8 protein-coding genes and 2 rRNA genes are annotated in these 13,382 nt (G+C 55.5%); 9 read left to right on the top strand and 1 reads right to left on the bottom strand.

Annotated features, from left to right (window positions below):
- The 6 genes from DPV74_RS17160 to DPV74_RS17185 form a co-directional block, all read left to right on the top strand.
- Positions 1–1,383: ribosomal RNA gene (locus tag DPV74_RS17160) — 23S ribosomal RNA — on the top strand; the annotation flags it as partial.
- 156 nt (positions 1,384–1,539) lie between these two features.
- A 5S ribosomal RNA gene (rrf, locus tag DPV74_RS17165) occupies positions 1,540–1,652 on the top strand.
- A gap of 1,086 nt (positions 1,653–2,738) precedes the next feature.
- Positions 2,739–3,182 (top strand): hypothetical protein, encoded by a 444-nt coding sequence (locus DPV74_RS17170; RefSeq protein WP_119337620.1) that lies wholly within the window; start codon positions 2,739–2,741, stop codon positions 3,180–3,182.
- Between the two features lie 168 nt (positions 3,183–3,350).
- A complete protein-coding gene (locus tag DPV74_RS17175; protein ID WP_119337621.1) occupies positions 3,351–4,916 on the top strand; it encodes a recombinase family protein in 1,566 nt (521 codons plus the stop codon).
- Positions 4,913–5,815 carry a plasmid partitioning protein RepB C-terminal domain-containing protein gene (locus tag DPV74_RS17180; RefSeq protein WP_043216691.1) on the top strand — a complete coding sequence of 301 codons (903 nt, stop codon included), beginning with the start codon at positions 4,913–4,915 and terminating at the stop codon, positions 5,813–5,815. Before DPV74_RS17175 ends, DPV74_RS17180 begins: the two co-directional genes overlap by 4 nt.
- Positions 5,812–6,714, top strand: coding sequence for a plasmid partitioning protein RepB C-terminal domain-containing protein (locus DPV74_RS17185; protein ID WP_119337622.1), 903 nt, complete (start codon positions 5,812–5,814; stop codon positions 6,712–6,714). Before DPV74_RS17180 ends, DPV74_RS17185 begins: the two co-directional genes overlap by 4 nt.
- Before the next feature lie 54 nt (positions 6,715–6,768).
- Here the strand turns inward: DPV74_RS17185 and DPV74_RS17190 are convergent, their stop codons facing one another.
- Entirely contained in the window at positions 6,769–8,577 is a 1,809-nt protein-coding gene (locus DPV74_RS17190) for a hypothetical protein (protein WP_162923063.1), read from the bottom strand.
- Between the two features lie 367 nt (positions 8,578–8,944).
- On the opposite strand from DPV74_RS17190, the gene zorA reads away from it, so the two are divergent.
- From zorA to DPV74_RS17205, 3 genes are read left to right on the top strand one after another with little or no spacing between them, the layout of a single operon-like run.
- Positions 8,945–10,969: an anti-phage ZorAB system protein ZorA gene (gene zorA / locus DPV74_RS17195; RefSeq protein ID WP_119337624.1), complete on the top strand. Its 2,025-nt coding sequence runs from the start codon at positions 8,945–8,947 to the stop codon at positions 10,967–10,969.
- Positions 10,970–10,972: 3 nt separating this feature from the next.
- Positions 10,973–11,683, top strand: a complete 711-nt coding sequence (locus DPV74_RS17200) for an OmpA family protein (RefSeq protein WP_060121874.1) — start codon at positions 10,973–10,975, stop codon at positions 11,681–11,683.
- On the top strand, positions 11,680–13,374 hold the full coding sequence (locus DPV74_RS17205; protein ID WP_119337625.1) for an EH signature domain-containing protein: 1,695 nt from the start codon (positions 11,680–11,682) through the stop codon (positions 13,372–13,374). Before DPV74_RS17200 ends, DPV74_RS17205 begins: the two co-directional genes overlap by 4 nt.
- Positions 13,375–13,382 lie beyond the last annotated feature (8 nt).

Genomic DNA, 13,382 nt, shown 5'->3' on the forward strand with positions numbered 1-13,382 from the left:
AATTCAAGGGTGTGGCGCGAGCTTCTTCGGAAGCGAAGCAATTGGAAGTGGTTCCAAGAAAAGCCTCTAAGCTTCAGTCTAACGATGACCGTACCGCAAACCGACACAGGTGGGCGAGATGAGTATTCTAAGGCGCTTGAGAGAACTCGGGAGAAGGAACTCGGCAAATTGGTACCGTAACTTCGGGATAAGGTACGCCCTTGTAGCTTGACTGGCCTGCGCCAGGAGGGTGAAGGGGTTGCAATAAACTGGTGGCTGCGACTGTTTAATAAAAACACAGCACTCTGCAAACACGAAAGTGGACGTATAGGGTGTGACGCCTGCCCGGTGCCGGAAGATTAAATGATGGGGTGCAAGCTCTTGATTGAAGTCCCGGTAAACGGCGGCCGTAACTATAACGGTCCTAAGGTAGCGAAATTCCTTGTCGGGTAAGTTCCGACCTGCACGAATGGCGTAACGATGGCCACACTGTCTCCTCCCGAGACTCAGCGAAGTTGAAGTGTTTGTGATGATGCAATCTACCCGCGGCTAGACGGAAAGACCCCATGAACCTTTACTGTAGCTTTGCATTGGACTTTGAACCGATCTGTGTAGGATAGGTGGGAGGCTATGAAACCGGAACGCTAGTTTCGGTGGAGCCGTCCTTGAAATACCACCCTGGTTTGTTTGAGGTTCTAACCTTGGCCCGTGATCCGGGTCGGGGACAGTGCATGGTAGGCAGTTTGACTGGGGCGGTCTCCTCCCAAAGCGTAACGGAGGAGTACGAAGGTACGCTAGGTACGGTCGGAAATCGTGCTGATAGTGCAATGGCATAAGCGTGCTTAACTGCGAGACCGACAAGTCGAGCAGGTGCGAAAGCAGGTCATAGTGATCCGGTGGTTCTGTATGGAAGGGCCATCGCTCAACGGATAAAAGGTACTCTGGGGATAACAGGCTGATACCGCCCAAGAGTTCATATCGACGGCGGTGTTTGGCACCTCGATGTCGGCTCATCTCATCCTGGGGCTGTAGCCGGTCCCAAGGGTATGGCTGTTCGCCATTTAAAGAGGTACGTGAGCTGGGTTTAAAACGTCGTGAGACAGTTTGGTCCCTATCTGCCGTGGGCGTTGGATATTTGAAGGGGGCTGCTCCTAGTACGAGAGGACCGGAGTGGACGAACCTCTGGTGTACCGGTTGTCACGCCAGTGGCATCGCCGGGTAGCTATGTTCGGAAGAGATAACCGCTGAAAGCATCTAAGCGGGAAACTCGCCTTAAGATGAGATATCCCTGGGGACTAGATCCCCTTGAAGGGTCGTTCGAGACCAGGACGTTGATAGGTCAGGTGTGTAAGCGCAGTAATGCGTTCAGCTAACTGATACTAATTGCCCGTAAGGCTTGATCCTATAACAAGTCTGCCTTGTAGATCGGCGCCGTGCGACAGCACCGGCCGCAGGATCCAAGCGACAAGTTGGATTCTCGTGTGTGATACACACAACTCAAAATTACTGCTTCTTCCAAGATTGGTTCTGTTGGCCACGCCAGCAGGACAACCCTCTTTGCCTGATGACCATAGCGAGTCGGTCCCACCCCTTCCCATCCCGAACAGGACCGTGAAACGACTCTACGCCGATGATAGTGCGGATTCCCGTGTGAAAGTAGGTAATCGTCAGGCTCCCTAAGCCAGAAACCCCCGCCCGAAAGGCGGGGGTTTTTGCATTTCAGCGGCGGAAATGCGTGCGGAGCACTCGGCATGGATGCTTGTCGTGCTGTATGCACTGATGCTTGCAATGCCGTCGAATGCGAGAGAGCGGAGCGCAACTTTTCGTCTGTTGTGACGGTTGTTGAAGTTACTTGCAGCGCCGCTGCGGACCATTTGCATCACGGCGCGTGCCGAAGTGCTTCACGCCGAGCCATCACCAGACAACAGAGCGGCGCAAAGGGGCCAGCGCTGCGTGTTCCAGCTCCTCTTCCTCTTCCTCTTCTTGGGCAGCTGCCCCATAGGGCTGCTCTCGCCAGTTCAGCGCGTTGTAGACGGGCGTGATGATGACCCTTCGGGAATCAAAATTGAACCGAAGATACGCTACGCGGGGTTTCTTGATGTCGACGGACCTGCTTGGATGTTCTGGGTGGAGCAGGGGAGGAGCGAACTCCTGACCTCTATTCCGGCGTGTTGGCTATGCCCACACGTCTATAAGGCTCACGCTTGGAAAGACGAGTGATACATGCCAAACGACCTCCGAAGACGTTCACAAATGCAACTTTGGTGTCACTACTTGTTTTCGCCAATCGTGACACTCGATTGCTAGGTGATGTAGAACGACTCATATCGCGAGAAATCGCGCCTTATGGAATAAGGATTCTGAGCAGAAGGTGGACCCATAATCAGAGAAAGTGGACGCATAAATCGAGAAGAACCGTCCAGGCCACCTCGGACTTGTGCCTGAGCTTGTGACGGGACGGGTCTTATCCCACAAGCATCGCTCCCTCAGGTTCGTACAAGGTACCGCAAAAAACTGCGCGTCCGGCAAGGCAATTTAAGCGATTTGTGCTGGTGGACGAACCCTCTCCTTGCACGCCGGCGGTCAAGAAATGTCCAAGTTTCGGAGACCGGCCTACAAACACGCCAAGCAAATCGCGCTGGCCGATTAACGAAGCAGCTACTGAATAAGCCCCTCTCTATCTCGTCCCGCGCCAGTGCCGTTGGTGGCTGGTCGAGGAGCCGGCGTCCGCTCGTCGCAACCTGGCCTGGAGGGCACTCATGAAATCCCCACGCCTCTGTCTCGCCTGTGGCACCGCGTTCGTGCCGCTGCCGCACGTTCCCCGTCAGCGCTATTGCTCAGCGGAATCTTGCCAGCGAGCTCGTCGACGTGACTGGCAGAACCACCGGCTTCGTATCGACAGCGACTATCGCGACAACCAGGCACGGGCGCAGGCCAGATGGTGCGCGGGGCACTCGGGCTACTGGCGCGAATATCGAGCCTCGCATTCGGCGTATCGCGAGCGCAATAGCAGCATGCAGCAGACGCGCAACGAACGGCGGAATTTCAGGGCGGTTGCAAAGATGGACGTGTCAGGGCGTCCGAAGTCCCTAGGCTCGGGCTTCTACGTCCTGTGCCATGCGGACGACGCCAACGTTGCAAAGATGGACGCGTGGACCGTTCATATAACCGTGCTGTCTGGGCCGACGGCGCCGCCGGTCTGATTGCAAAGAGATGACGTGTTACGCGTAGGCGTCCGGCCTGCTACCTTTGCCTTGTCACCGTTCGCTTTAGAGCGCCACGCCCCGATTTGAGGACGCGGCGTTCGCATTCGGGCTTCTCCCTGCGCATGGTGCCTGCTGCGTGTCTGTGTCTGAGTTGTGGAGCGGAGAATGTCATTCAACAGCGCAGGTGCACCAAGCGTAGCCAGCTCCCTGGCAGGACGGGCAGCTGAGTACGTCCGCATGTCCACGGAACACCAGCAGTATTCGACTGAGAATCAGCGCGACCGGATTCGAGACTACGCAACCCGTCGCGGATTCGACATCGTGCGCACATATGCCGATGAAGGGAAAAGCGGTCTTCGAATCGACGGTCGCCAAGCACTTCAGAATCTCATTTCCGATGTGACGAATGGAAAGGCTGATTTCTGCATCATCCTCGTCTATGACGTGAGTCGTTGGGGCAGATTCCAGGATGCCGACGAGAGCGCGTACTACGAATACATTTGCCGCCGTGCAGGAATTCAGGTTGCGTACTGCGCCGAGCAGTTCGAGAACGACGGGTCGCCAGTCTCGACCATTGTGAAGGGGGTGAAGCGCGCAATGGCCGGCGAGTACAGCCGAGAGCTGTCTGCGAAGGTGTTTGCCGGCCAGTGTCGTTTGATTGAAATGGGTTTCCGGCAAGGAGGCCCAGCAGGCTATGGGTTGCGCCGAGTATTGGTCGACGAGCACGGTCTCATGAAAGCGGAGCTGCATCGAGGCGAACATAAAAGCCTACAGACGGACAGGGTTGTCCTGATGCCGGGACCGGAAAGCGAGGTGCGAATCGTCAATTTAATCTATAACTGGTTTATCGACGAATCGCTCGACGAATACGAGATTGCAGCTCGCCTTAACGGCATGAATGTGCGCACTGACCTTGACCGCGAGTGGACGAGGGCGACGGTACGGGAAGTATTGACCAACGAAAAATACATTGGCAATAACGTATACAACCGGGTGTCATTCAAGCTGAAAAAGATGCGTGTGATGAACACCCCCGACATGTGGATTCGAAAGGAGGGAGCATTTCAGGCACTTGTTCCGAGCGAGACTTTCTATACCGCTCAGGGCATCATGAGAGCGAGAGCACGTCACTACTCAAATGAGGAGTTAATTGAGCGATTGCGCAACCTGTACCGTGCCCGCGGATTCTTGTCTGGCGTGGTGATTGACGAAACAGACGGCATGCCTTCTACGTCGGTCTATGTTTATCGCTTTGGCAGTTTAATCCGTGCCTATCAGACTGTCGGTTTCACTCCTGGTCGAGACTATCGTTACATTGAGACCAATCGCTTCTTGCGACAATTACATCCAGAAATTGTCGCGCAGACGGAGAAGAAAATAGCCGATTTGGGCGGCACGATGATACGCGACACCGCAACCGACCTACTGACAGTAAACGACGAGTTCACGGCCTGTATTGTGCTCGCACGGTGCCAGGCGCATGGCAATGGCCGAAATCATTGGAAGGTGCGCTTCGATACGAGTCTTCTGCCGGACATCACTGTTGCGGTTCGGCTCGACCATGCGAACGCATCGACGCTCGACTACTACCTTTTGCCGCGTCTCGATTTTGGGCAACCGCGTATTCATCTCGCCGACCAAAATTCAATCGAGTTCGAGAGCTATCGCTTTGACACGCTGGATTACTTGTATGGAATGGCCGAGCGTGCTCGTCTCAGGAGAGTAGCGTGAACCCGCGACAGCAGCCTGGAGAAATTCGGATGATTCCGGTCTCTCAGATTGAAGTCATTAATCCGAGAGAGCGCAACGGTCGGGTCTTCAACGAAATCGTCGACAATATCAAGACCATCGGCCTGAAGAAACCTATCCTGGTCACTCCGCGAGTGACGGCTGCGGGTATAGAAAAATACCTGCTTGTATGTGGCGAGGGGCGATTGAAGGCATTTCGCACGCTTGGGGAAGCGACTATTCCCGCACTCGTGGTGCATGTGAGCGATGAGGATGCGTACGTAATGAGTCTGACGGAAAACATCGCGCGCAGACAATGTCGGCCCATCGAGCGGCTTGCCGGCATTCGGCTACTGCAGGAGCAGGGTTATGCGCCGAAAGTCATTGCCGAAAAAACGGGTCTTACATCGACCTACGTTCACGGCATTCTCACGCTACTGCGCCAGGGAGAAGAGCGACTTGTCGTTGCAGTGGAGAAAGGCCTCGTTCCCCTCAATGCGGCTCTCATGATTGTTGGTGCCGGCGACGATGACGCTGAAATACAGGCAGCGCTCCAAGAGGCCTATGAGTCGGGAAAATTGCGGGGCAAGCAACTGATGAGTGCTCGCCGCGTCATCGAGCGCAGAAAAGCACTCGGGAAGAGTACCGCGCACAATATGTCGAGCAAGTCCGCCGCCGTCACGACGTCGAGCCTTGTGCGGACGTATGAACGCGAGGTCGAGCGTCAGAAGTCGATGGTGAGAAAAGCTGAGTTCGCGCAGCAGCGGTTGCTATTTGTGGTCGGCGCATTGCGGCAACTGTTTGCCGACGAGAACTTCGTTAACCTGTTGCGCGCGGAGGGACTGGCAAGTCTGCCGAAGTATCTTGCGGAACGCGTCTGGCCAAGCGGGAGTGCCACATGACAGGCGTAATTCTTGGGTTCATCCCCGAGCCATTGTCGCTGCCGGTCACCGGCATCTTGCCTTCGCGCAGAGTACCGACACCCGTGGTTGAATCGCGAAAATTCAAGCAGATAAAGGCCTCCATCGAGGAGGTAGGCCTTATCGAACCGCTCTCGGTAACGCCGGTAAGCCAGTCGTCCGGGCAGCACGTCCTGCTAGACGGGCATCTACGTTTGCTTGCTATCCAGGAGTTGGGCCACGAGCAGGTTGCTTGTCTTGTCGCGACCGACGACGAGAGCTACACCTATAACAATCGTGTTAACCGCCTCTCCACAGTGCAGGAGCATCACACGATTCGGCGAGTGATTGACCGCGGCGTATCACCCGAACGATTGGCGAAGGCTCTTTCCGTCAATGTGTCGCAGATAGTGAAGAAGATGTCATTGCTCGACGGCATTTGTCCGGAAGCGGCTGAGCTCCTGGGAGACCGGCAATTCTCACCAGAGCTTGTCCGCGCGCTTCGCAAAATGAAACCGACGCGGCAGGTCGAATGTGTTGAACTGATGGTGGCTGCGAACAATGTGTCAGTCGCCTACGCAGAGGCGTTGTTGGTGGCAACGCCTGCGGCGCGTCTTGTGGGTGAAAAGAAGCCACGTAAACTCAGCGGCGTTAGCCCGGAGCAGATGGCCAGAATGGAGCGGGAGATGAGTAATCTGCAGGCGCAGTACAAGCTCGTGGAACAGACATACGGCCAGGACGTGTTGAATTTGGTGCTCGCAAAGGGATATCTGGCCAAGCTCCTCGAAAACGAGTCTGCTCGGCAATACGTTGCCCAGCACCATCCGGACTTGATGGTGGAGTTCGAATCCATCATTGCAACCATTTCTCTCGACCAGCAGCAACTCAGCACGGCCCTGTAATCGAATCCTGTTATAGCCACGGCCAACCTCGAACGAACAATTGGTCGAGTTAATTTATAATAGTGGAGCTCGTAGCATTTTCGCTCTCAATCTGCCTATCGATTTTTCGTTTAACCAAAGTGCCTTCCGATATTGAAGCGAGAGTTCCGCGCGCTGCAGAACTGCATATATGTCCGCTGGTGTTGGATGGTCCGGAGCCATATCCTTGGACAAGCGCGCCGTAACCCCCATCAGGTGTTGTTGAACCACTACGAGATTAGAGAAGTCCAGCTCGTCCGTTTCGTATTGCATAGCACCGTCGACATCCTGCCGCGCGAACAGCATCTGGCCCTGGAGGAGATTTCGAAATGTATTCCACTCATACATGGCAATTCCGCGTCGTGTGCACATGTCGAAATTTTCAACGGTGTGAACAAGAAGAAAGCGACTTCTCTCGCTCAGGGGCGCCACGCCGACCAACTTCTTTCCGAGCTTACTCACCAGACGTTTGCGGACCTGCTCTGTATCTATCAGCTCACGGAGGCGGCTGAGTTGCTCGATTCCGTGATTGATGTTTTCACCGCGGTCGAACTCGTTGAGTTCGTCGCGCAAGTATGGTTGAAGTACCTGCGTCCGATGTTTGATTTGGCAGAAGTAAAAAAGATGCGTCGCTTTGTCATAAATGATGATGTCTGCGTCGTATTTGGCATCCATGTCATTGAATTCAGGCCAGGCTTTGAAGCGCGAGCTATCTAGCCGGTCCTGGATATATTGGAGAATGTAGTCGCGTTCGAACCAGTGTCCAATGGGGGAGCCGATTTCTCTGAATTGCGACCGCACATAACGTTGCATCGCGAATTTCAGATTGAGATTGTGGACGTGCAAGTGCCCTGGGTCGTCCGATTGAGTAATAAACTGGTCACCGGGAGGTTGCGCGACAGAATCAATCAATAGCGAATCGATTTCCGCATTGTCGAACCCAGCTTGCCGCAAGCGCTCGCGAGAGATTGAGGCAAGTGGCCGTTCTTCCAAGACTACCTGCGAGAAGTCATCAACGCTCTGACGAGTCGCAAGAGAATGCAGCCCGATAAAGCACAGAAGCTCAGCGCGTGCCCACAGTTTCGAAACCGCAGCCCCGTTCGTTGTCTGCAGGAGCTTTTGGATGTAGCGCCGGTGCAAACACACAAACTTATCAAGGATGTAATCGACCCAAGCCTGAAAAAGCTCAGTCCCTCTTGCCGGTCCGTCAGATTGGTGAAGGCCGCGCGCCACCAGTCGAGCATTGTGAGCGTCCGCGATGTTGCTCTGTTGCGCCCAGTACAACGAGAACCAACGCATCTTGCGTGCGGCATGCAACCGAGTAGGGATGACGTAATGCATAGTGCGGCCGGCGTCCCTGGCGGTCTCGAACATACCGGTCATCAAGTGCACAGCAACCTCGCATTTGGCATAGAGCGCTAGGAGCGAGGCTCGAGCCGGTCCGGATAATTCACTCCATCGAATGTTCTCCTTTGCCAGGTCTTCCTTGGCTAGCCCAAGGTATGCGTCGACCGCGATGACTGTATTGAGTCCCATTGCCTCACGCGAGCCGTTCGGTCCTTGTGTGAATGCACCAATCCCTACATCAAGAACGGCGGTGCCTAGACTCGGACGGGACCGCTGCCGAAAGACATGTCGCGAGACGCTCTGTTGCAAGAAAACGATTGAATCGCCCAATGGCGACGGCACATGCTTGAGCACGTCATCATGCGAACATTTCCAAGGTGAATGTAAGAGCGAATAGGCGATGCGGCGGGCATCGGCAGTGAGGCCTGCCAGGCCTTCGGACAGGTGCTCAAGCCAGTGAGCCGGTGCGGCATCATCGGCGGGGAGGCCATGATTCATGTTTTGTCGTTGTTTGCGTAAGTCGATTGCCTTCGAGCAGAGCACTTGGCCTGCCAGAACTCTTTGACACTACCCAATTGTTGTCGCGCACGCGCTGACCACGACCGACTGAGCGACGTCGGTACCTGTGCGGGTCGAACTGGCGCCGAAGGTCGTATCGTAGTAATCCCGTCATTAACGCGCTCGAACCTTCAGGTTCGAGTCCTTCCCCATTAATCCTCACGGGGAATATGCCGTAATATTAGCCGCATGGACACGACGGCCAGTCGGTGCTTGACGAGGTACCCGTCAGTTGGTTGTCAGCTGTGCGTTTGGGGCACGCCTAGGCTGCCATAAGAAAACAAACCCTTTGCCGGGGAGACCGAAGTTGAACATCCAGTCATTACTTGCTGGCGTGCCGATGCCTGCACTTATCACGGGCGCGTTTTTGGCCATCCTTGTCGTTATTGTCGTTGTGTTTTTCTTCGGCCCAGCGATACGTCACCTGCTTCGGCTGCGCGCTATTCAGCGTCGCATCGGAAGCTTCGAAAGCGGAGACTTCTCTTCGCAGTTTGAAGCGGTATTCGCGAGCGACCGTCGGCTCGCCCATCTCTGGAACGAGTATGCCGAATCATTGCACGTTCAGCGGGAAGAGCGGGACGGACAAATGGTCGTGCGCGCCGTACGGGCCACCGCGCCGGCCGAGGTGTACTTCAACAGTCAGGTTGTTGTCGACAGCCGCTTGCGCACCGAGTTTTTTAAGCACGTCCCCGGCATTTTCACTGGTATTGGCATCATCGGGACGTTCAGCGGACTCATAGAAGGCCTTCACGCGTTTCAGGTAAGCGAGAACGCTGCAACTGTTCGCGGTAGTCTTGAATCACTTATGCATTCGGTGGGTGAGGCGTTTCTTGTGTCTGCATCAGCAATCGCCGCGGCAATGCTAACCACGCTCTTCGAAAAATTTCTCCTTGCCTCGCTGTACCGACGTACGGAAGAAATTGCACATGCGATTGATGCTTCCTTTGAGGCGGGTGCCGGAGAAGAATACCTGGCACGTCTAGTAAAAGCATCAGAGGAGTCGGCAAGCCAATCCAAAATTTTGAAGGACGCTCTCGTCAAGGAGATGGGTGAGCTGCTGCGCGAGTTGACTAGCGCGCAAATCGAAGCGAGCAAAGAACAACATGCACTCGCCGCAGAGGCGGGGCGCCAGAACAACGTCGCTCTCGGACAGGTTATTGCCGAGAGCATCCAACAGGGCCTCAAAGGCCCACTCGATGAAATCGCAGCGACCGTTAAAACCGCCAGCGGTGACCAGAGCGCAAGTGCTGGGCGGATGTTGCAGGACGTAATGACGAGCTTCAGCCAACGGTTGAATGACTTGTTCGGTGGCCAAATTTCAGGCCTCACCGAGCTTAATCAACAAACGGCCCAGAGCATTCAGCAGGCTGTGAGCACGCTGCACACCCTGGTCGCGAACATCGAGGCTTCGAGTCAGCGTTCGACGGATGCGATGGCGCAGCGCATGGCGGAGGCCATTGAAAAGATGGAGTCGCGACAGGAGGCAATGAACACGCAATCGGCTGCGTTCGTTGAGCAGCTGCGCCAGTTGGTTGCAACGTCTCAGTCAGAGACAAACCAGAAATTGCAGGCGACGTTGGAGACGCTCAGCACTCACGTCGGCGAAATGCTAACCACGCTGAGTGGCGCGCAGAAAGAAGTATTTGAGAACAACCGCGCACGCGAGCATGCAATGTCTGAGCGCGCGAGCGGCGTAGTGACCGCGATGTCGGAATCGATGGATGCTGTTGTCAAGGAGCTGGGCGTCGCAACCACGCAGATGGCGCAAAGCGTGAATGCTTTGACGCAGTCGACAACTTCGTCAGTCGACCGCATGAATGCTGGCGCGGAAGCGTTGGGCACGGCGTCGCGGAACTTCGCCGCGGCAGGTGAGCGCGTCGCCGGTGTCATGGGGCAAACCGCCGACGTCTCAACCAAACTCGCTGCGACAGCCGGGAATTTGACGAGCGGTGCGGGAGCAATCCAGGAACTGCTGAGCGACTACCGCGCTCATCGCGACAGCATCGGCCAGCTTGTTACGGAATTGCGCGCCACCGTCGATGCTGCGAGAAGGGAAGCTGCGTTGACCGGTGACATTCTCAATCGCATTGAGACATCCACAAGCCACCTTGGAGCGGCGCAAAAGCAGGCGGACGAGTATCTCGCTGGTGTAAGCCAGGTTCTCGCTGAAGCGCACGGCGCTTTTGCAACTGAGGTTAAGCGTACGCTGGAAAAAGCGAATGCCGAGTTCCATACAAAACTGACCTCGGCAGTGGGGTTGCTTTCGTCTGCAGTCGGTGAGCTGGAGGTAACGCTCGCCTCGATGAGCACCCTGACACCAGCGAGGAACTAGGCGATGTTTGGAACTCAAATCGTCGTCAAGCGCGGAAGCCGCGACGAGGCGGAAAAGCCCTTCTGGATTTCCTTTGCTGACTTGATGACCGCGCTGATGGTGCTCTTCCTCGTGGTCATGGGGGTAGCGCTGCTCGCCGTGACGAAGAACGTGACGGAGAAAGAAAAGCGCGAAGAGCAACATCGAAAGGACATAGAGCTTATCCTCGACCGGTTTCAAACTGCCGCCAAGCGGTACGACGGTATCAAGATAGACCGCAATCGACATGTTATCGATTTTGGTGACCGCGCCCGTTTTGCGTTCGGGAAATCAAACCTGGCGCCCGAGCAGGAAGCGGTGTTGCGTCAGTTCGTTCCTGAAATCCTGACATTGGCGAACGATGACCTGGGCAAGCGCGTACTTAAGCGAGTGGTTGTCGAAGGCTACACAGACAGAACCGGCACGTACCTGAGCAACCTGAATCTGAGTCTCCAGCGCAGCGAGCGGGTGTTGTGCAGCATGTTTGCAACGACCGGTACGAGTGTGCTCGACGAGGCGCAAAAGCTGGACGTGCGAAATCTGTTTTTGGTCGGCGGATATTCGTTCAATGACTCGAAGGAAACCGACGAGGAGAGTCGCCGCGTCGAGATGCGTCTTGAGTTCCTAGGTGTTGGCGAGGATAGGTCTCCGGCCCCGGCGCAATCGGGGAACTTTGGCGACTGTGCATTGCGATGAGCGCACTAAACTACCTGGCGTCTTTGCTGCAATCGTCGGTCAGCGAAGAGACGCAGCCGATTCGCTCGGGCACTGAAATCGACGTGCTTCTCGAACAGTTGAAAGCGCGCGCAAAATCTCGTGTTGGCCGAGAACCTGTTCATGACCATCAGCTCGACGCGGTGCGACGGTATTGGCAGAGCCACGAAGTGTCCACGTTCCGCGATGCCTATCTTCTGTCCTTTGGCCTATGTATTCCACACCGTCCCCAAGGCGAGTGCGTGATGGAGGACCGACCACGCTTGCAGCATATCCTGGACAGCGTTGATGGCTACATAACCAAGACCGCGTCATACAGGCGCTGCTATCAAGGACTCGCAAAGAGCTACTTCTCCTTTGACGTAGATGCATGCGGGGTGGCGTCCTCGGGAAGGAAGAACTGGCTGACCCTGCGAGACTACCTTCACGACCGGAACCCCAAGATACGTGATAGCAGGTCGAGCCCTTCATGGGTCGACACGGCAATCGAAAACAGACAGCTTTTTGATGAGTCCCCGTGCACACGATATGTGGGCGAGTTGCTCGAAGGCGATACGTCGCGCATAGACCATATTTGCGAGCAGCTTCAAATCGGAAAAGAGTCGTGGTTTCTGCGCCAGCTCGTGCTTACGCAAGTTGAGGGCGCGACGAAGCTCGATGACGATGAGTTTGTGAGGCTGCTACCCCGCTTGCTTGGTCTGCTTGCACACAATGAGGTGCTCCGCGACCGAGGAACGATTCTGGTCCTTGACCGATACGCTGAGGTCTCTGGCACCCCCTTGCACCCGAGACTGCGCGACCATGCTGTTGCCTGGTGGGGCAATCCGTGGCTACCTTCAAATGCGACCCGATGGGGTGGCGTCGAGCCTGCGGCTCGAGCAATGGTCTCTGACTGGTTGAAGCTCGAATTTATCGAGACCTTCTTTACGAAGCTGGCGGAGGACGGTCTTGCCGACCGTCGGCGAATGGAGTTTTGGAAGCGATACGTTAAATCCATCGATGACATCGAGTTCGCATTAGGCTCGACTGCACGCAATTCACGTGAACCGGACCTGGTCGCGCTGCGTAAGAGAATGAAGGGCCTGACTCGCGAACTCGACGCCTCTGGCGCGAACAACGCCTTCATTATGACGATGGGCAAGTTGGTTGCTGTCGAATTTAGTGGTCTCGGAAACGCGTTTTATGGCTATGACGCCAGTCGTTCTCTGCCATTCAATACAAGTCAGACATTGAAGCTCGGGAAAAATGAACGCAACTCGTTGAAGCACTCGAAAAGCATGCTGTGGCTAAAGCATGGAGACGGCATTCATGGCTGGAATCGATGGGAGGAGATGTTCGAGGCAACACTGCGTGAGAGTTTTCAGATTCTTCCTTCAGCCGAAACTTTGCGTGCTTCAGGTAGAGCCAAGGCCGCAAACGAGCCTACGAAGTCGACGAGTAACGTCTCCTCCCGTGAGAACGTTGGCTCTTCGCAAAATCGAACCGAAGCACACGAATCCTACTCACACGTTGCGCTCAAGCGATTCGCGGCAACGCATGGTCTGCAAATCGAGGACAGGACTGCACTCGGCGGAAACTTGTGGGTGCGCGGTGGTGAAGGTGACGAGCGTGTCGGCCGCGTTTTGATGGAATGGGGCTTCCGTGTGAAGCCGGGCAAGGGTTGGTGGAAATAAGGCGAAAC

This window comes from Burkholderia sp. HAN2018, assembly GCF_024704855.1.
Taxonomy (GTDB): Bacteria; Pseudomonadota; Gammaproteobacteria; order Burkholderiales; family Burkholderiaceae; genus Burkholderia; species Burkholderia cepacia.

Excerpts from the sequence above, each read along its gene's own strand:
- DPV74_RS17190 (WP_162923063.1), bottom strand. The coding sequence starts at position 8,577 with ATGAATCATGGCCTCCCCGCCGATGATGCCGCACCGGCTCACTGGCTT.
- DPV74_RS17205 (WP_119337625.1), top strand. The coding sequence starts at position 11,680 with ATGAGCGCACTAAACTACCTGGCGTCTTTGCTGCAATCGTCGGTCAGC.
- DPV74_RS17170 (WP_119337620.1), top strand. The coding sequence starts at position 2,739 with ATGAAATCCCCACGCCTCTGTCTCGCCTGTGGCACCGCGTTCGTGCCG.
- DPV74_RS17185 (WP_119337622.1), top strand. The coding sequence starts at position 5,812 with ATGACAGGCGTAATTCTTGGGTTCATCCCCGAGCCATTGTCGCTGCCG.
- DPV74_RS17175 (WP_119337621.1), top strand. The coding sequence starts at position 3,351 with ATGTCATTCAACAGCGCAGGTGCACCAAGCGTAGCCAGCTCCCTGGCA.
- DPV74_RS17200 (WP_060121874.1), top strand. The coding sequence starts at position 10,973 with ATGTTTGGAACTCAAATCGTCGTCAAGCGCGGAAGCCGCGACGAGGCG.